We start from the raw sequence: 17,849 nt of genomic DNA, 5'->3' as shown, positions 1-17,849 counted from the left end.
CCGGTTAGAGTGACCCTCGTGACGACGCTGCCCGACCGCCGCCTGTTGCTGGTCCACGCGCACCCTGACGACGAGTCCATCGGCACCGGTTCGACCATGGCGCACTACGCCGCCACCGGTGCCCACGTCACCCTGGTCACCTGCACACTCGGCGAGGAGGGTGAGATCCACGTGCCGGAGCTGGCCGGGCTCGCCGCCGCCGAGGCCGACCAGCTCGGCGGGTACCGGATCGCCGAGCTGGCCGCCGCCTGCGCCGAACTCGGCGTGGCCGACCACCGTTTCCTCGGTGGCGCCGGGCGCTACCGCGACTCGGGGATGATGGGCCTGGCCACCAACGACCACCCACGTGCCTTCTGGCAGGCCGACCTGGACGAGGCCGCGGGCCAACTGCTGGAGGTGATCCGGGAGGTACGCCCGCAGGTGATGATCACCTACGACGAGAACGGCTTCTACGGTCACCCCGACCACATCCAGGCGCACCGGGTGGCGATGCGGGCCGTCGAGCTGGCCGCCGCCGAGGGGATCGCCCCGGCGAAGGTCTACTGGACGGCGATGCCGCAGAGCGTCCTGGAGGCCGGGATGACGCACTTCGAGGAGTCGTCGGACAACCCGTTCGCCGGCATCGAGAACGCGACCGACCTGCCCTTCTGCACGCCGGACAAGGACATCGCGGCGCGGATCGACGCGACCGAGCAGCATGCCGCGAAGGAGGCGGCGATGCGGGCGCACGCCACCCAGATCCCGGCCACCTCCTGGCTCTACTCGATCGCCGGCAACTTCGGCGCCGAGTTCATGGGCGTGGAGTACTTCACCCTCGCGGTGGGGGCCAAGGGGCCGGGCACCGGCCCGTACGGCTGGGAGTCGGACCTCTTCGCCGGGCTGGAGACCGCCGACGGCCCGGATCGGACACCGGTCGGTACGGCCGGTCTCCGGTGACCGTGCCCGCCGCGATGTCGGTCGCCCCGCCCGGACACCAGCCGCCACCGCCCGCGCGGGCCTGGCGGCGGCCCGTGGACATCGGCCTGCGGACGCTCGGGGGGCTGGTGGCCATGGTCGCCGGGGCGGTGACGGCGGTGCTGGAGCTGCTGCTGGCCCCGCTGCGGGTCGGAGGCCACCTGGTCGGGGTGGCGGTGCTGGTGGCCGTGCTCGCGAACATCGTGCTGAGCTGGTTCGCCATGGAGACGGTGGGATCCCGGTGGGCGGTGCTGTTGCCGGCACTACCGTGGGTCGTGATCATGGTGGCCGCCGCCGACCGGACCACCGAGGGTGACGTGCTGCTGGTCGGCAACTGGGTGGGGCTCATCCTGGTGGTGGCCGGGTCGATGACCTTCGCGGTGATGGCGTTCCGGTCGATCCTCGCGCCGAACCCGCCGTCCAGGCGGTACTGACGCCACGCCGCCCCGGGTGATAGACATTCCTGCCAAGGAGGCCCGCCACCGGGGCGGGCGGTACGGCGGGAGGCGTGCGATGGGGCAGCGGTGGCGCGCGATCGGAGTACTCGCGATCGCGTTGTTCGCAGTCAACGTGGTCGCCCGGCTGGTGATCCGGTTCGGCTTCGACGGTGACGAGGCCGCCGCCGACCGGGTGACCCTCGGGATGTTCGCGGTGATCGGGTTGATCCTGGCCGGGGTCGCCTATTCCTGGGGCCGGTCGAGTCCGGTGGCCCAGTGGGGCGCCGAGGTGGCCGGTGCGATCGGCATCGCGCTCGTGCTGACCATGTTCGTCGGGCCGCTGCTGGTGGGCCGCAGCCCGTTCGCCGACGGCAGCGCCACCTTCTTCTGGCAGGTCGTGCTCTACCTCGTCGCGACCACCGTCGGCACCATCCTGGGCTACCTGCTGCTCACCACGCTGGGCCGCGACCACCGGTCGCAGACCCTTCAGGAGTACGCCGAGAGCGGCACGAGCAGGCCGCGTCGCAGCGTGCGCCGCTGACCGGGTCCGTCCGGCCGGGGCGCGCCGTCAGCTCGGCGCGACCCGGCTCCGGTAGGTGTGGTGCGTGCTGAAGCCCAGCGTGCGATAGAGCGCCACGGCGGGCGCGTTGCGCTGCTCGACCTGAAGGAACACGTCGGCGGCGTCGGCCGTGCCGGCCCACTGCGCGAGCGCGCCGATGACGGCGCGGGCCACCCCTCGGCGACGGGCCTCGGGCAGCACCTCGATCAGCGACAGCCCCAACCAGCGGCCCCCGCCGGTGATCGTGCCCCGGCCGACGCCGAGCAGCGTGTCCCCGTCGTACGCGTGGGCGAAGCGGACCTGGTCGACGGCGGTGAGCACGTGCCGGGCGGCGTCCGGCAGCCCGCCCTTGCGGCCGGCGGCCACCGCGAGCCAGTCGTCCGACGGCGCGGCGGTCAGCTCGACGGTGGGTGCGGCTGCCGCGACCGTGTGGTCCCGCCGGCCGCCGGGTGCCGTCAGGTCGGCCAGCGGCACGGTCTGCACCAGCACCAGCGGGCGGCTCTCCCAGCCACGCAGGTCGAGTTCGGCGTCGACCGGGGTGGCCAACGGCAGCGGCGTGTTGACGATCGCCGGTCGGCCCCGTTCGGCGTACCAGCGGTGCACCGCGTCCAACGCGGCGGGCAGCGGCCGGTCCGGGTCGCCGACCGGCAGCGCGGAGTTGGCCCGGCCGGTCCAGCCGTCGGCGGAGCGCAGCAGCCAGTCGCCGAGCCGATCCCGGACGGGTGCCGGCCACGCCTCGTCGGCGGCGAGTTCCAGCTCGATCATGGCCTCGGCGGTGGGCCGGCGACTCGGCGGGACCCGCTTGGCCCGGTGTACCTCGGCGATCGGCACGCGCAGCCGACCCTGCCGGGTGGTCATCTCCAGGTGCGTCTCGGTCAGCTCGACCAGCTCGCCGAGGGCGTCGGAGAACACCGGCCGACCGGCGCGTGAGCCCACGATCCGCCGGACCACGATCCGGTGTCCCACATCCTGCTCTCGGAGCACGATCGACCTCCTCCCCGGCGAGATACTAGGCTCTTACCGTCGCGGGTGATCGCGACGAGTCTTGCGGAGGAGAAGACCGGTGACCTACATCATCGCCGAGCCGTGCGTGGATGTGCTCGACAAGGCATGCATCGAGGAATGCCCGGTCGACTGCATTTACGAGGGCAACCGGATGCTCTACATCCACCCCGACGAGTGCGTCGACTGTGGTGCCTGTGAGCCGGTGTGCCCGGTCGAGGCGATCTTCTACGAGGACGACGTCCCCGAGCAGTGGAAGGACTACACCGGCGCCAACTACGAGTTCTTCGAGGAACTGGGCTCGCCCGGGGGTGCCTCCAAGATCGGCAAGGTGGAGAAGGACGCGACCTTCGTCGCCGCGCAGCCGCCGCGCGGCGAGGGGCACTGAACGCCCCCGCGCCGGTCTCGTCGCGGCTGCCCGAGTTCACCTGGGACACGCTGGACGCCGCGGCGACCCTGGCCGCGGCGCATCCGGACGGCCTGATCAACCTCTCGATGGGCACACCGGTCGATCCGGTGCCGGAGGTGATCCGGCGTGCCCTGGCCGACGCGTCGAACGCACCGGGGTACCCGCTCACCGCCGGCACCCCGGACCTGCGTGCGGCGATCACGGCCTGGGTGGCCCGGTCCTGCGGGGCCGGCGTCGACGGGCTCGGGGTGCTGCCGACGATCGGTTCGAAGGAACTGGTCGCCTGGTTGCCGACCCTGCTGGGGCTGGGGCCCGGTGACGTGGTGGTGGTGCCGTCGGTGGCCTATCCCACCTACGAGGACGGGGCCCGGCTGGCCGGGGCCACCACGGTCCGCGCCGACTCGCTGACCGCGGTCGGTCCGACCTCCCGGGTACGCCTGGTCTGGGTCAACTCGCCGGGCAACCCGACCGGCCGGGTGCTGCCCGCCGCCCACCTGCGCAAGGTGGTGGAGTGGGCGCGGGAACGCGGCGCGGTGGTCGCCAGCGACGAGTGCTACCTGCCGCTGGGCTGGGACGCCGAGCCGGTCTCGGTGCTCTCGCCGGAGGTCTGCGGCGGCTCGTACGACTCGGTGCTGGCCGTGCACTCGCTCTCCAAGCGGTCCAACCTCGCCGGGTACCGGGCGGGGTTCGTGGCCGGCGATCCCGCCCTGGTGGCCGAGCTGCTCAAGATCCGCAAGCACGCGGGGATGATCGTGCCCAAGCCGGTGCAGGCGGCGATGGTGGCCGCGCTGCACGACGAGGAGCACGCCACCGCGCAGCGGGAGCGGTACCGGGCGCGTCGGGAGGCCCTACGGGCCGCGTTCACCGGGGCCGGGTTCACCGTCACGCACTCCGAGGCGGGCCTCTATCTCTGGCTGACCCGGGGCGAGGACTGCTGGGACACGGTCGACTGGCTGGCTCGGCGCGGCATCCTGGTCGCCGCCGGGGTCTTCTACGGGCCCAGCGCCGGGCAGTACGTCCGGGTGGCGCTGACCGAGTCCGACGAGCGGGTCGCCGCCGTCGCGTCCCGCCTCGCCGGACCCTGATGCGCGCGGCGGTGGTCGGCACCGGCCTGATCGGCGGTTCGGTGCTGCTCCGGCTGCACGCCGCCGGGGTGGACGTGACGGGCTGGGACCCGGACGACGCGACCCGCCGCGGGGCCCGGCTGGCCGGCGTGCCCACCTCCGACCGGCTGGTCGACGCGGTGGCCGACCGGGACGTGGTGTTCCTCGGCGGGCCGCTGCCGACGCTGCCGGCGACCCTGGTCGAGGTGGCCGCGGCGACCGACCCGGACTGCCTGCTCACCGACGTCGGCAGCACCAAGGCCGAGCTGGCCGCCTTCGCCGCGACCCGGGCGCTGACCCACCGCTTCGTGCCCGGTCATCCGATGGCCGGCACCGACCGGGCCGGCCTCGGCGCGGCCCGGTCGGAGCTGTTCGCGGGCGCGGCCTGGGTGCTCTGTCCCGCGCCGGACGGGCTGGTCGCCTTCCGTCGGCTGGCCGCCCTGGTCACCGACGTGATCGGGGCCCGGGTGGTGCCGATGGCGGCGGACCGGCACGACGCCGTGGTCGCGCTCTCCTCGCACGTGCCGCACCTGCTCGCCGGTGCCCTGGCCGGGGCCGCCCAGCGCTCGCCGCTGCGCGACGCCGTGCTCACCCTGGCCGCCGGCAGCTTCCGCGACGGCACCCGGGTCGCCGGCACTCCGGCTCCGCGCACCGCGAACATGCTGCGCGGCAACCGCGATCAGGTGCTGGCCGCCCTGGCCGAGGTGACCGCCTACCTGGACGAGTTGGCCGACGCGCTGCGGGTCGGCGACGGCGACACGCTCACCGCCCGCTACACCGAGGCGGGTGCCGCCCGGGGCGCGCTCGCCGGTCGGCCGTACCAGCCGACGGTCCGCTCGTTCCCGGTCGACGGCGACGCGGCCGACGAGGTCGCCTGGCTGACCGGGTTGGGTGCGGCGGGCGGTCACCTCAGCGGGTGCCGGGTCACCGGCGAGGTGGTCTCGTACGCCGCCCGGCTCCCGCAGGCCGACTGAGACCGTCCGGCTTCCCACGGCCGGCTGAGCCGGGTCCGGCTGCCTACGGCCGGCTGAGCCGTCGCGCGGCGCATCGCTGGGCGCGGTACCGGAGCCGCCGCTAGGGTGAGGGCATGGTGGACGGACCGGTGGTGACCGTACGCGGCGAGGCGTACCGGGAAGTCGCTCCGGAGGAGGCCCGGTTCACGGTGACCGCGCTCGCGCGCGACCGGGACCGCGAGCCCACGCTGACCCGGCTGGCCGAGCGTGCCGCCGCGGTCCGGGTGCTGCTCGACTCGTACGGCCCGACGATCGACCGCCGGGAGACCGGTGACCTACGGGTGCGGCCGGAGACGCGGCGTTCCGGCGAGCGGGTGGTGGCCTGGCACGGTTCGGTGGTGACCACGGTGACGGTCAGCGACTTCACCGCGCTCGGCGAACTGATGCTGCGCCTGGCCGACCAGGACCAGGTGGCGGTCGCCGGGCCCTGGTGGTCGCTGCGCCCGGACAGCCCGGCCTTCCGGGAGGCGCGGCATGCCGCGATCGCCGATGCCCTGCTGCGCGCCCGCGAATACGCCGATGCGCTCCAGGCCCAGGTCACCGACCTGATCGAGCTTGCCGACGAGGGCGGCGGACAGCCGATGATGGCCCGGATGGCGTTCGACGCCGGTGGGGTCGAGTCGACCACCGCGCCGGAGCTGGAGTTGGACCCGCAACCACAGTCGGTGCACGCGGCGGTGCGGGCCCGGTTCGCGATCAGCCGGCCGGTCCTGTCCTGATGGCCGAGGCCCGGGTGCTGCCCGTCGACGAGCTGGTGCGGCGGGCCCGCACCCTGGCCGACGCGGGCCCCCGGCAACTGCTCGGCATCACCGGCGCACCCGGTGCGGGCAAGTCCACGCTCGCCGCCGAGGTGGTCGCAGCGGTCGGCCCGGCCGCACGGCTGGTGCCGATGGACGGTTTCCACCTGGCCCAGGCCGAGCTGCACCGGCTGGGCCGTGCCGCCCGCAAGGGGTCGATCGACACCTTCGACGCCAACGGGTACGTCTCGCTGATGCGCCGCCTGCGGCGCAAGGAACCGACCTCGGTCTGGGCGCCGGAGTTCCGCCGGGAGCTGGAGGAACCGATCGCGGGGGCGATCGAGGTGCCGCCGGAGGTCCGGTTGGTGGTGACCGAGGGCAACTACCTGCTCGTGCCGGACTGGCCCTGGGACGAGATGCGGGCGTTGCTGCACGAGGCGTGGTTCCTGGACCTCGACGGTGACCTGCGTCGGCGTCGGCTCGTCGCGCGACACGTCGCGTACGGGCGGTCGGCGGAGGAGGCACGGGCCTGGGCGCTGGGCAGCGACGAGGTCAACGCGGCGCTGGTGGCCGACACCGCGGGCCGGGCCGACCTGGTGGTCCGGCTAGCCGACCCCCCGTCGGGGTGACGGTACGGCCCGACGCAGCATCCACGCCACCCGGGAGCGTTCCCGCTGGAACTCGGCCGCCTCCGGATAGCCGCTGTGGCTGCGGATCGGCGGGTCGGCCACCTCGCCGTCGCTGGGGTGCAACGCCTCCGGGTCGGTGACCGCGATGTTGCGTTCTCCGGCGGTGACCGGCCAACCGAGCGGATCGGTGTCCCGCCAGAAGTTCGTCCACCGGGTCCCGGCCGAGGCGCGGGTGAGTGCCCGGGTCAGCACCGGCAGCCGTTCCGGCCCGAAGTAGGCCGGGAAGATCCGGCCGTAGAGCCGGGTGAGCTGGCATCCGTAGGAGAAGAACCAGATCCGGTGCCGCCAGCGCTGCGGTAGCTGGAGGATGACGGCGGTGCAGATGACCGTGCCCTGGCTGTGTCCGGAGAGGATGATGCCGTCCACCCGACGGGGATCGTGTTCGGTCAGGGCGAGCAGTCCGGCAGCCCGGGTGAGCAGTTCCGGCACGGCCCGTTCGGCGTAGCTCGGTGGTGCGAGCGGATGCGCGGCACGCGGCCAGAACGTGCCGACGTCCCAGACCACGCCGACCGACCGTCGGACCGTGTCGTTGCGGTAGACCAGCAGACCGATGGCGGCGATCGCCAGTGGCAGCCAGCCGAGCAGCCGGTCACCGACGTCGGCGACCACCCCGACCAGGGTGCCGGTGGTGCCCGAGGTGAGGTCGTGCGGGCGGGCGGGGGACAGGACCGCCATGCAACCGAGCGCGGCCAGCGTCCCCGCGGTGCCCGCGAACCAGCCGACCAGGCGCAGCGCGTGTTCGCCGACCAGCCGGTGCAGGGCCTGGTGGGTGCTCACGTCCCGGGCGCGGCGCAGGTCGTGCGCGGAGAGACCGCCACGGGCCCGCAGTTCGGCGTACTCCTGCCGCCGCAGTCGACGGAACAGCACGAGGGCGCGGATCGCGACCAGGGTGAACAGCAGCAGGGTCATGCCGAAGACCAGACCGGACCAGGTCACCGGGGTGGGCGGCACCACCAGGGGGCGTCCGCTGACGGTGGCGCCGCGGTTGAGCAGGTCGCTGACCCAGTAGAGCAGGCCGGTGCTGTACGCCAGGCAGAGCAGCCACCCGAATCCGGCGATGACGGCCGGGCCCCGACCACGCCAGGCCAGGTCGGTGTAGGGCCCGAGGGGCTGGGTCACGCTGCTGGGCCGGGTCCGCGGCAGCAGCAGGCCGCCCGCCGCGAGTAGCAGCAGTGCCGGTACGACCTGCCACACCTGTAGCGGTGCCGGTGGCAGGAACGGCAGCCAGCCGTGGCACCAGGCGGCGCCGACGGCGATCAGCACCGCGGCGGCGGCCGGTGTGGCGCCACCGCGTCGCCCGGAGCGGGCGGTCGCGCCGATGGCGATGAGCAGCAGCAGTTGGCCGGTGCCCAGCCAGGCGAGGACCCGGTCGAAGCCGGGCAGGGACCGGTCCTCCTGGCAGCCCGGCAGTGACGACACGTCGCCGCAGCCGGTGGGTGGGCGCAGGGTGGCCAACTGCGCGGTACCGCCCGCGCTGTCCGGCAGCATCAGCACCAGGACGGTGCCGACCAGTCCGAGACCGGTGAGGACGATGACGGTGACGCTCCACGGGCCGAGCGGCGTCGCACCGTCGCGGCGGGTCAGGAACGGCCGGCCGATGGCCACCACCGTGATCACGACGACCGCGACGAGCAGCGCCACGGTGGGCCAGGCGATGGCCGCCCGGGCACCGTGCGGCGGGTGGAGTGCGAGGGTGGTGCCGAGCGGGACGGCGGCGGCGGCCACCGTGCCGGTGCACAGGTGCAGCACCGCGGCCCGGCGGAGTTGTCCCTCACCCCACCAGAAGGTCGGATCCTCCAGTGGGTTGGCGAGCGGGCCCCGGGGTGGCTCGGGCGGCGACGGCGGCTCCTGTTCCGGCTGGCCCTCGGGCACGTCGGCGTCGGCCGGGCCGGGCGGCTGGCGGACCGGCGGGTCGGTCGGGTCGGCCGGCATCACCGCCTCGTACTGGTAGGTCCGCCAGGCGACCAGGCCGAGCACCACGATCAGGGCGAGTGGCACCAGCAGTCCGACCGCGAGCGCCCGGCTGCCCCGCTGCCACCAGGGGTCGGCGAGGAACTGCCAGGGCCCTGGGATGCGGTTGAGGCAACTCTCGTCGACGCACTGCCAGCCGATCAGGTCGACGCCGACACCGGTCAGCGCCAGCACGGGCGTGGCGGTCAGCGTCAGGCAGAACAGCCGGATCAGCCAGGCGGTGATCCCGGACCGGCTGGCGAATCGCTCGGTCGTCGGGTCGGCCGGGATGCCGGGCCGGGCGTGCAGTGCCACGTTGGCCAGGGTGAACGGCAGCAGCAGCGTCCACAGCGCCCGCTCCACGTCGCGTGCGGTCCGCGCGCCCGAGGTCAACTGCCCCCAGCTGTACGCCTCGACCACGATCGGGTCGCCGGTGGAGGTGCTGGCGGAGCGGTAGAAGCCGGTGATCGGTCCACCGGCGACCAGCCGCGGCGGGGCGGGCTCGGTGCCCGGTTCGGTCGGTTCGCCCAGGGTCTCGGCCGGCGGCGTGTTCGACACACCGTGTACGCGCAGTTCGAGGATCCGACCGCCCATGGCGCACCTCCCAGTGACGACTCTGTAACCCAGAGTGCCCGAACTGTGGAGGGGGTGCCATCCACCGCGAGGGTGTTTTCGCAGGTGGAAGTGATTTCGTTGGGATCGGTCCGGTCCGGACGGTGACCGAGCGTGCGTGCCGTGGTCCGTCGTCCGCCCTGCCGGACTCCGCGAACCGGTGACGGAGGGTGCCGGAGTCGGATGTCCGTCTGCTCAGTCCGACGGGGACGCGGGATGGTCGGACGCGGGGTCGTCGAGTCGGCGTACCGGGCGGGCCGGGTTGCCGACCGCGACGACGTTGGCCGGCAGGTCCTTGGTCACCACCGCGCCCGCGCCGACCACCGTGTTCTCCCCGATGGTGACACCGGCCAGGACGATCGCCCCGCCGCCCAGCCAGACGTTGTCGGCGATGGTGATCGGCTTGGCCGCCTCCCACTTCGCCCGGCGCTGCTCGGGGTCCACCGGGTGGGTCGGGGTGAGCAGTTGCACGTTCGGGCCGACCTGCACGTCCGCGCCGATCGTGATCGGCGCGACGTCGAGGAAGACCGCGTTGAAGTTCACGAAACTGCGCGGGCCGATCCGGATGTGGTAGCCGTAGTCGCAGTAGAACGGCGGGCGGATCCAGGTGTCGTCGCCGAGCTCGCCGAGCAGCTCCCGCAGGGCGGCGAGGCGCGCGTCGGAGTCGTCGGCGGGGCTGGTGTTGACGCGTTCCATCAGTCGGGCGGCGCGCTGGAGGTCGGCGAGGATCTCGGGTCCCTCGGCGAGATACGGCTCCCCGGCCAGCATGCGTTCCTTCATGGATCTCACCGGACCGATCATGCCGTCATCCACGGCGCGACGGTATCGACTTCGTCGATTTGTTGACTCCTTTGTGCATACTCGGTATGCAATTCTGACAGGTGTCGATGTGGCCTACATCGATACAACGCCCCAGAAGGAGGGTTCAGTTGCCTCGCAGAAGCAGACTGACCGCCATCGGGTTGGTGCTGGGCCTGGCGCTCGGCGTACCGGGCACGGCCACCGCCGCTCCCGCCCCAGCCACCGCACCGGGGTCCACCCCGCCGTCCGCCGTCCGCCCGGCGTCGGCCGGACCCGCGACCGTCACCCTGATCACCGGTGACCGTGTCACCGTGAGCCCGACCGGTGCGCCGAGCATCCGCCCGGCCGAGGGCCGCTCCGGGATCCGCTTCCTCACCCAGCGCCAACGGGACCACCTCTGGGTGGTGCCGCAGGACGCCCTGCCGCTGATCCGGTCGGGCCGCGTCGACCGACGGCTGTTCGACGTGACCGGACTGGTCGCCGCCGGCTACGACGACCAGCACCGCGACGACCTGCCGCTGCTGATGACCTACCCGGCGGGCGCGGCGCGGCGTGCCGGGGCGCCGGACGGGGTGACCGTCACCCGTGACCTGGCCGCCATCGACGGCGTCGCAGCCACCCTGGACAAGCAGGAGTCGGGCCGACTCTGGGCCACCCTGGCCGGCGGCGGTGCCCGGATCGACGCGGCGGGGGGTGTCGAGCGGCTCTGGCTCGACGGCCGGCGGCACCTGACCCTGGAACACAGCGTGCCCCAGATCGGCGCTCCCGCCGCCCACCAGGCCGGCTTCACCGGCCGGGGCGTACGGGTGGCGGTGCTGGACACCGGCGTCGACGCCGCGCACCCCGACCTGGTGGGGCGGGTCGGTGCTGCGGAGAACTTCACTGAGGAGGAGAACCCGGGCGACCTCGTCGGGCACGGGACCCACGTCGCCGCGACCATCGCCGGCAGCGGCGCTGCGTCGGACGGCCGCAACCGAGGAGTCGCCCCGGACGCGACGCTGCTCGCCGGCAAGGTCTGCGAGGAGTACGGCTGCCCCGACTCCGCCATCCTGGCCGGGATGCAGTGGGCCGCCGTCGACCAGCGGGCCGACGTGATCAACCTGAGCCTGGGCGGCACGGACACCCCGGAGGTCGACCCGCTGGAACTGGCGGTCGACACGCTCACCGAGCAGACCGGAGCGCTCTTCGTGATCTCGGCCGGCAACAGCGGTCGGGCCGGATCGGTCGGTTCACCGGCCAGCGCGGACGCCGCACTCGCCGTCGGAGCCGTGGACCGGGACGACGAACTCGCCTTCTTCTCCAGCCAGGGTCCGCGAGTCGGCGACGACGCGCTGAAGCCGGAGATCACCGCGCCGGGGGTGGACATCGTCGCGGCCCGGGGGCAGGGCACGCTGCTCGGCGATCCGGTCGGCGAGCAGTACGTGTCGCTCTCCGGCACCTCGATGTCCGCGCCGCACGTCGCCGGTGCGGCGGCACTGCTCGTCCAGCAGCGCGGGGACGCCACGGCCGGAGCGCTCAAGGCCATCCTGATGTCCTCCGCCGCGCCGCATCCGGAGCTGACCGCCTACCAGCAGGGCGCCGGCCGGGTCGACGTGGCGAGGGCGATCACCCAGCAGGTGACCAGCGAACCGGCGAGCGTGTCGTTCGGTCGTACGCTCTGGCCGCACGACGACGACGATCCCATCACCCGCGAGGTGAGCTGGCACAACACCGGCAGCACCGCGCTCACCCTGGATCTCGCCCTCGACGTCACCGGCCCGGCCGGGACGTCGGCCCCGGCCGGCATGTTCACGCTGAGCACGAGCAGCGTCGTGGTGCCCGCGGGCGGCACCGCGTCCGCCACCGTCACCACCGACACCAGCGTGGACGGCCCGGACGGTCACTACACCGGCCGGATCGTGGCCCGGGCCGGCGACACGGTGGCCCTCACTCCGCTGGCGGTCCACAAGGAGGTGGAGAGCTACACGGTGACGGTGCGGCACCTCGGTGCCGACGGCACGGCGGCGGAGGACCACAGCACCTCGCTGCTCGGCCTGGCGGACTTCGCCGACTACTCCGCGTACGACCCGTCCGGCACTGCCGAGGTCCGCGTGCCCAAGGGCCGGTACGGGTTGAACAGCTACCTGTTCGACCTGGAGACCGAGGCGGCGGCGTTCATCGTCCAGCCGGAACTGACCGTCACGGCGGACACCACGGTCACCGTCGACGCCCGCCGGGCCAAGCCGGTGCGGATGACCGTGCCGCAACGGTCGGCGACGCCGGCTCTGGTGGACATCAGCGCGAACTTCCTCCTGGACGACGGCGGCGCCAGCTACGGTCTGCTCGCGTTCGACTTCACCGGCATCAGCACCGGACAGCTCGGCCGACCCGTCTCGCCGAAGAGGTTCCTCGGCACGGTGGGCAGCCAGTGGGCCGACGTGGAGGCGGAGAGCAGCTCCTACCTCTACGCCCTGGCGGAGAGCAGCCCCGGCCGGATGCCGACCGGGTTGATCCGGCACTACCGCAGCGGTGACCTGGCCACCGTCACGCAGAAGTTCCGCAGCGGGTACCCGGACACCGTCGCCGAACGGGTCGTCTATCCGGTCCACGAGCCGAACGTGGGTGGCTGGGCGATCATCCTGCCCACCGAGGCCCCCGGCCGACGGGTCGAGTACTACAGCACCAAGGGCGTCCGTTGGAACGGTGACCTGACCTTCGGCATACCGTCCGACGACGGGTGGCCGGTCGGGGTGGCCTTCCTCTTCTCGGACCCGACGGCCTACCGGGCGGGTAAGAAGTACCAGGACACCTGGAACAGCGCTCCCTACGGGCCGTCGTTCGCGGTGCCGCAGTGGCCGGGGGAGGGGCTGACCCGGCGGGGTGACGTGATCAGCCTGGCGGTGCCGCTGCACGGGGACGCCGCGGGGCACCACGGGGCTTCGGTGGCGGACACCTCGCGTACCGCGCTCTACCGCAACGGCAAGCTGGTCGGCGAGAGCCCGGAGAACGGCTGGGGCGACTTCGAGGTGCCGGCCGGGACGGCGACGTACCGGATGGAGACCTCGGTGCAGCGCAGCTTCACCGACCTGAGCACGGAGGTCACCGCCGCCTGGACCTTCCGGTCCCGACACGTTCGGGGCGACGATCCGGTGGCGTTGCCCGCGTCGGCGATCAGGTTCACGCCCCGGCTCGACGCGACGAACACCGCTCCCGCCGGTCGGTCCTTCGTGATCCCGGTCCAGGTGCAGCGGCAGCCCGGCGCGCCGTCGGCGCGGACCACCTCGTTGACCGTCGAGGTCTCCTACGACGGGGGCCGGACCTGGCAGCGGGCCCGGGTGACGAAGGCCGGCAGTGGCTGGCAGGCCACCGTGAAGCACCCGAAGGGTGCCGGCCACGTGTCGCTGCGGGCCGCCGCCCGGGACAGCGACGGCAACACGGTGACCCAGCGGATCATCCAGGCCTACCGCCTGAGGTGATCCGCCGGCGCCGGCATCGTCGGCCCGGATGTAAGGAGGGGTCCCCTGCTATACGCGAGGCGTTAGCAGGGGACCCTTCCTTTCACCAAGCTCAGTCGTTCGCGTGCAGGGCGGCGTTCAGGGTGACGCCCTGACCGGTACGCGGCCGGGCCTCCAGCCCGCCGGTGATCGAGTTGCGCCAGAACAGCAACCCGTCGACCCCGGACAGCTCGCGGGCCTTGACCACCCGGCCGTCCGGCAGGGCGAGCTTCGAGGCGGCGGTGATGTAGCACCCCGCCTCGACCACGCAGTCGTCGCCCAGCGAGATGCCGACCCCGGCGTTCGCCCCGATCAGGCTGCGCTCACCGATGCGTACCTTGTCGGTGCCGCCGCCGGAGAGCGTGCCCATGATGGAGGCGCCGCCGCCGATGTCGGAGCCGTCGCCGACCACCACGCCCTGCACGATCCGGCCCTCGACCATCGAGGTGCCGAGCGTGCCGGCGTTGAAGTTGACGAAGCCCTCGTGCATCACGGTGGTGCCGGAGGCGAGGTGGGCGCCGAGGCGTACCCGGTCGGCGTCGGCGATCCGGACGCCCGAGGGCACCACGTAGTCGGTCATCCGGGGGAACTTGTCCACCCCGTACACGGACAGGTGGCGGCCGGCGGCCCGCTCGATGACGCGCAGCTCGTCGACCCGCTCCGGCGGACACGGCCCGGCGGAGGTCCAGGCCACGTTGGCCAGCTTGCCGAAGACGCCGTCGAGGTTGAGCTCGTTGGGCCGCACCAGGCGGTGGGAGAGCAGGTGCAGTCGCAGGTACGCGTCACTGGCGTCCTTGATCGGGTCGTCCAGTGAGCCGATCACGGTGATCACCTGGACGGTGCGCAGACCCGGCAGGGCCCGGTCGCCGATCGCGCCCGGCGGAAGGTCCAGCACGTCGGCCTGGTCCTCGCCGGGGACCAGCGGCAGCTCGCCGAGGCCCAGCTTGCCGGTCGGATACCAGGTGTCGAGCACCTGGTCGTCGGCGGTCACGGTGGCCAGGCCGATGCCCCACGCGGATTCTGTGGACGTCACTTACTCACCTCTCGCTCGCATGCTGCGCTGGCTGCTGCTCGCGACTGCGGGGTGGGCGAGCTCACTCCTCGCGCCTCGTCGAAGGGCTCGCGGGCTCGCGTCTCGCGGTCGCCGGTTGTGACGGTACCGTGCGGACCATGGAGAACCCGCTTACCCCCGAGGTCCTCGCCGATCCGGTGGCGTTGACCCGCGCCCTGGTCGACATCGAGTCGGTCTCGCTCAACGAGAAGGCCATCGCCGACTGCGTCGAGGAGGTGCTGCGGAAGCTGCCCCACCTGGCCACCTACCGGCACGGCAACACGGTGATGGCGCGTACCGACCTGGGGCGGGCGTCCCGGGTGGTGCTGGCCGGTCACCTGGACACCGTCCCGTTGAACAACAACTTCCCGTCCACGCTGCGCGGCGACCTGATGTACGGCTGCGGCACCTCGGACATGAAGTCCGGGGTGGCCTACGCGCTGCACCTCGCGGCCACCCTGCCCGAGCCGCGTTACGACGTGACGTACTTCTTCTACGAGGCCGAGGAGATCGAGTCCCGGTACAACGGCCTGCGGCTGGTGGCCGAGGCGTACCCGGAGTGGTTGACGGCCGACTTCGCCCTGCTGCTCGAACCGACGTACGGCATCGTCGAGGCGGGCTGCCAGGGGACCATGCGGGCGAGGGTGGTCACCACCGGCGTACGGGCCCACTCGGCGCGCGCCTGGCACGGCGTCAACGCGATCCACGGTGCCGGTGAGGTGCTGCGGCGGCTGGCGGAGTACCAGGCGCGACGGGTGACCATCGACGGGTGCGACTACCGCGAGGGCATGAACGCGGTGCGGATCAGCGGTGGGGTGGCCGGCAACGTGGTGCCGGACCGGTGCGAGATCGAGGTCAACTACCGGTTCGCGCCGGACCGTACGCCGGCCGAGGCGGAGGCGCACCTGCGCGAGGTGCTCGCCGGCTACGAGGTGACGGTGACCGACTGCGCGGCCGGCGCGCTGCCCGGCCTGGAGGCCCCGCCCGCCCAGGAGTTCCTGGCGGCGGTGGGTGCCGCGCCCATCGGCAAGCTGGGGTGGACCGACGTGGCCCGCTTCGCGGCGATGGGGATCCCGGCGCTCAACTTCGGTCCGGGTGATCCCAACCTCGCCCACCACCCGGACGAGCACGTCGAGATCGGCAAGATCCGGGAGGGTGCCGCCACGCTGCACCGCTGGCTCGCCTCGGCCTGACCCGGCGTACCTCCGCGTCCGGTCGGGCGGGTGGCGGTGCGGCGACGTCCCGCCCGACCGGACGCGCGGCGATCGGGGCGCGGGGAGCGGCGACGACCTGCTCAGGCGCGGGTGAGCGCCGCGTCCGGAGCGGGCTCGACGGGGGGTTCGGGCGGGTCTTCGAGCAGTCGGGTACGGCGGCGCTCGGCCACCACGTCGCGGATGCGGCGCTGCATCTGCCGCCTCATCCGGATCCGTTCGTTGCTACTGATCACGCTGTCTCCTCCCCCGAAGCCTGCGCGCCGGGCATACCCGGTATGTGAATAGTAAGACGTACGGGAAAGCGAATTGGTTGCACAAGATCACGAAGTGTTTGCCGGGCACCCCGGCTGAACTCCACTACGGTTGCTCCCATGACTCAGAGCAACCGCCGCGAACCAGGACGGGAGCGGCACCGCGGCGCCGTCACACTGCGCCGCCAGGCGATCACCACCAGCACAGCGGACCAGGGTCTGCTGGACTCGCGGACCCGCGCGGACTGGAAGACCAAGGACGCTTGGCGGGCGCTACGGATACTCTCCGAATTCGTCGAAGGCTTCGACACCCTCGCCGACCTGCCGCCCGCGGTCAGCGTCTTCGGTAGCGCCCGGAGCAAACCGGACAGCCCGGAGTGCCAGCTCGCCGAGGCGCTCGGCGCGGCCCTGGCGCGCGCCGGCTACGCGGTGATCACCGGCGGTGGACCCGGCGTGATGGAGGCGGCCAACCGGGGCGCCAGCGAGGCCGGGGGACACTCCGTCGGCCTCGGCATCGAACTCCCCTTCGAGCAGGGCATCAACGAGTGGGTCGACCTGGCCATCGACTTCCGCTACTTCTTCGCCCGCAAGACCATGTTCGTCAAGTACGCCCAGGCGTTCGTCGTGCTGCCGGGCGGCTTCGGCACCATGGACGAGTTGTTCGAGGCGCTCACCCTGGTGCAGACCGGCAAGGTGACCCGGTTCCCGGTGGTGCTGATGGGCACCGAGTACTGGCAGGGGCTGCTCGACTGGCTGCGCGACACGATGGCCGCCGAGGGCAAGATCGGACCGGTCGACCTGGAGTTGATCTGCGTCACCGACGACGTCGCCGCGGCGGTCCGGCACATCGTGGAGGCCGAGGCCGCGCTCAACACCGAGCAGGAGGCGGTACGCGCGGACGCGGTGGCCCGGACCGCGGCGGACCAGCAGGCGGCGGCCGAGTCGGCGGAGCAGGCCGAGCAGGCGGAGCGCTGAGGTGGCCGCGATCTGCGTGTTCTGCGCCTCGTCCCGCACCCTCGACCAACGCTGGCTCGACCTGGCCTCGGCCACCGGCGCGGAACTCGCCCGACGAGGGCACACGCTGGTCAGCGGCGGTGGTTGCGTCGGCATGATGGGCGCGCTCGTCGAGGGGGCCCGCGCGGCCGGCGGCCGGACCGTCGGGATCATCCCGCAGGTGCTGGTCGACCTGGAGGTCGCCGACGTGGCCTCGGACGAACTGGTGATCACCGACTCGATGGCCAGTCGCAAGGTCCTCATGGTCGAGAAGTCGGACGCGTTCCTCACGCTGCCCGGCGGGTTGGGCACCCTCGACGAACTCTTCGAGGTCTGGACCACCGCCACCCTGGCCCTGCACCGCAAGCCGACCGTGGTGGTGGACACCGACGGCTTCTACACCCCGCTGCTGGACTGGTTGCGCGCGGTCACCGACCAGAACTTCCTCAAGCCCGCCGGCTTCGACCTCGTGCAGGTCGCCGACACCGTCCCCACCGCCCTCGACGTCATCGAGGCGGCCCTCACCTGATCGCCGCCGCTCGCCCGCGCTGCGGACGGTGTGCGTCGAGACACCGGTGTGCGCCGGTCCCCGGCGGGTGTG

At 72.9% G+C, this 17,849-nt stretch carries 17 protein-coding genes; 12 read left to right on the top strand and 5 right to left on the bottom strand.

The features are described from left to right. Positions 1–9: 9 nt before the first annotated feature. From mshB to ACQVFL_RS25685, 3 genes are all read left to right on the top strand, one after another. The gene (gene mshB / locus ACQVFL_RS25695) at positions 10–936 is read left to right on the top strand and encodes an N-acetyl-1-D-myo-inositol-2-amino-2-deoxy-alpha-D-glucopyranoside deacetylase (RefSeq protein ID WP_431727770.1); all 927 of its coding nucleotides are present in this window, start codon (positions 10–12) and stop codon (positions 934–936) included. 14 nt (positions 937–950) lie between these two features. Continuing rightward, positions 951–1,388, top strand: coding sequence for a hypothetical protein (locus ACQVFL_RS25690; RefSeq protein ID WP_431729892.1), 438 nt, complete (start codon positions 951–953; stop codon positions 1,386–1,388). A gap of 79 nt (positions 1,389–1,467) precedes the next feature. Then, positions 1,468–1,932, top strand: a complete 465-nt coding sequence (locus tag ACQVFL_RS25685; RefSeq protein ID WP_396690984.1) for a hypothetical protein — start codon at positions 1,468–1,470, stop codon at positions 1,930–1,932. 27 nt (positions 1,933–1,959) lie between these two features. Here ACQVFL_RS25685 and ACQVFL_RS25680 read toward each other — a convergent pair whose 3' ends face one another. Beyond that, positions 1,960–2,934: a GNAT family N-acetyltransferase gene (locus tag ACQVFL_RS25680; RefSeq protein ID WP_431727769.1), complete on the bottom strand. Its 975-nt coding sequence runs from the start codon at positions 2,932–2,934 to the stop codon at positions 1,960–1,962. Between the two features lie 79 nt (positions 2,935–3,013). On the opposite strand from ACQVFL_RS25680, the gene fdxA reads away from it, so the two are divergent. The 5 genes from fdxA to ACQVFL_RS25655 all read left to right on the top strand — a co-directional run bounded on the left by fdxA (position 3,014) and on the right by ACQVFL_RS25655 (position 6,843). Next, positions 3,014–3,340, top strand: coding sequence for a ferredoxin (gene fdxA, locus ACQVFL_RS25675; RefSeq protein WP_091422126.1), 327 nt, complete (start codon positions 3,014–3,016; stop codon positions 3,338–3,340). Then, the gene (dapC, locus tag ACQVFL_RS25670) at positions 3,337–4,446 is read left to right on the top strand and encodes a succinyldiaminopimelate transaminase (RefSeq protein WP_396690986.1); all 1,110 of its coding nucleotides are present in this window, start codon (positions 3,337–3,339) and stop codon (positions 4,444–4,446) included. Before fdxA ends, dapC begins: the two co-directional genes overlap by 4 nt. Next, a complete protein-coding gene (locus ACQVFL_RS25665) occupies positions 4,446–5,438 on the top strand; it encodes a prephenate dehydrogenase (protein WP_431727768.1) in 993 nt (330 codons plus the stop codon). The genes dapC and ACQVFL_RS25665 overlap by 1 nt, the downstream gene beginning before the upstream one ends. A 113-nt stretch (positions 5,439–5,551) precedes the next feature. Next, entirely contained in the window at positions 5,552–6,196 is a 645-nt protein-coding gene (locus ACQVFL_RS25660; protein ID WP_396690485.1) for an SIMPL domain-containing protein, read from the top strand. Then, entirely contained in the window at positions 6,196–6,843 is a 648-nt protein-coding gene (locus ACQVFL_RS25655; protein WP_431727767.1) for a nucleoside/nucleotide kinase family protein, read from the top strand. Before ACQVFL_RS25660 ends, ACQVFL_RS25655 begins: the two co-directional genes overlap by 1 nt. Here the strand turns inward: ACQVFL_RS25655 and ACQVFL_RS25650 are convergent. Together ACQVFL_RS25650 and ACQVFL_RS25645 are read right to left on the bottom strand one after the other, a co-directional pair. After that, positions 6,820–9,447 carry a hypothetical protein gene (locus ACQVFL_RS25650; RefSeq protein ID WP_396690489.1) on the bottom strand — a complete coding sequence of 876 codons (2,628 nt, stop codon included), beginning with the start codon at positions 9,445–9,447 and terminating at the stop codon, positions 6,820–6,822. The genes ACQVFL_RS25655 and ACQVFL_RS25650 overlap by 24 nt on opposite strands. A gap of 213 nt (positions 9,448–9,660) precedes the next feature. Continuing rightward, a complete protein-coding gene (locus ACQVFL_RS25645; RefSeq protein WP_431727766.1) occupies positions 9,661–10,254 on the bottom strand; it encodes a sugar O-acetyltransferase in 594 nt (197 codons plus the stop codon). A 98-nt stretch (positions 10,255–10,352) separates the two neighbouring features. Here ACQVFL_RS25645 and ACQVFL_RS25640 point away from each other — a divergent pair, with 98 nt between their 5' ends. Then, positions 10,353–13,721, top strand: a complete 3,369-nt coding sequence (locus ACQVFL_RS25640) for a S8 family serine peptidase (protein ID WP_431729891.1) — start codon at positions 10,353–10,355, stop codon at positions 13,719–13,721. A gap of 91 nt (positions 13,722–13,812) precedes the next feature. Here ACQVFL_RS25640 and dapD read toward each other — a convergent pair whose 3' ends face one another. Continuing rightward, positions 13,813–14,772 carry a 2,3,4,5-tetrahydropyridine-2,6-dicarboxylate N-succinyltransferase gene (gene dapD / locus ACQVFL_RS25635; protein WP_396690493.1) on the bottom strand — a complete coding sequence of 320 codons (960 nt, stop codon included), beginning with the start codon at positions 14,770–14,772 and terminating at the stop codon, positions 13,813–13,815. A gap of 137 nt (positions 14,773–14,909) precedes the next feature. On the opposite strand from dapD, the gene dapE reads away from it, so the two are divergent. After that, on the top strand, positions 14,910–15,983 hold the full coding sequence (dapE, locus tag ACQVFL_RS25630) for a succinyl-diaminopimelate desuccinylase (RefSeq protein WP_431727765.1): 1,074 nt from the start codon (positions 14,910–14,912) through the stop codon (positions 15,981–15,983). A 101-nt stretch (positions 15,984–16,084) separates the two neighbouring features. On the opposite strand, the gene ACQVFL_RS25625 is transcribed toward dapE, so the two are convergent. Further along, the gene (locus tag ACQVFL_RS25625; protein WP_396690497.1) at positions 16,085–16,237 is read right to left on the bottom strand and encodes a hypothetical protein; all 153 of its coding nucleotides are present in this window, start codon (positions 16,235–16,237) and stop codon (positions 16,085–16,087) included. Positions 16,238–16,375: 138 nt separating this feature from the next. On the opposite strand from ACQVFL_RS25625, the gene ACQVFL_RS25620 reads away from it, so the two are divergent. After that, on the top strand, positions 16,376–17,230 hold the full coding sequence (locus ACQVFL_RS25620) for a TIGR00730 family Rossman fold protein (RefSeq protein WP_350692630.1): 855 nt from the start codon (positions 16,376–16,378) through the stop codon (positions 17,228–17,230). A 1-nt stretch (position 17,231) separates the two neighbouring features. Next, positions 17,232–17,777: a TIGR00730 family Rossman fold protein gene (locus ACQVFL_RS25615; RefSeq protein ID WP_431727764.1), complete on the top strand. Its 546-nt coding sequence runs from the start codon at positions 17,232–17,234 to the stop codon at positions 17,775–17,777. Positions 17,778–17,849: the final 72 nt, after the last annotated feature.

The sequence above is a fragment of the Verrucosispora sp. TAA-831 genome (assembly GCF_050780145.1).
In the GTDB taxonomy this organism is placed as follows: domain Bacteria; phylum Actinomycetota; class Actinomycetes; order Mycobacteriales; family Micromonosporaceae; genus Micromonospora.
This window is presented reverse-complemented; position numbering and strand designations above follow the sequence as displayed.

Bases quoted from the DNA above. Each gene is read 5' to 3' on its own strand.
- ACQVFL_RS25640 (WP_431729891.1), top strand. From the start codon at position 10,353: ATGTGGCCTACATCGATACAACGCCCCAGAAGGAGGGTTCAGTTGCCT.
- ACQVFL_RS25655 (WP_431727767.1), top strand. From the start codon at position 6,196: ATGGCCGAGGCCCGGGTGCTGCCCGTCGACGAGCTGGTGCGGCGGGCC.
- ACQVFL_RS25685 (WP_396690984.1), top strand. From the start codon at position 1,468: ATGGGGCAGCGGTGGCGCGCGATCGGAGTACTCGCGATCGCGTTGTTC.
- ACQVFL_RS25660 (WP_396690485.1), top strand. From the start codon at position 5,552: ATGGTGGACGGACCGGTGGTGACCGTACGCGGCGAGGCGTACCGGGAA.
- ACQVFL_RS25665 (WP_431727768.1), top strand. From the start codon at position 4,446: ATGCGCGCGGCGGTGGTCGGCACCGGCCTGATCGGCGGTTCGGTGCTG.
- ACQVFL_RS25620 (WP_350692630.1), top strand. From the start codon at position 16,376: ATGACTCAGAGCAACCGCCGCGAACCAGGACGGGAGCGGCACCGCGGC.
- ACQVFL_RS25690 (WP_431729892.1), top strand. From the start codon at position 951: ATGTCGGTCGCCCCGCCCGGACACCAGCCGCCACCGCCCGCGCGGGCC.
- ACQVFL_RS25650 (WP_396690489.1), bottom strand. From the start codon at position 9,447: ATGGGCGGTCGGATCCTCGAACTGCGCGTACACGGTGTGTCGAACACG.
- dapE (WP_431727765.1), top strand. From the start codon at position 14,910: ATGGAGAACCCGCTTACCCCCGAGGTCCTCGCCGATCCGGTGGCGTTG.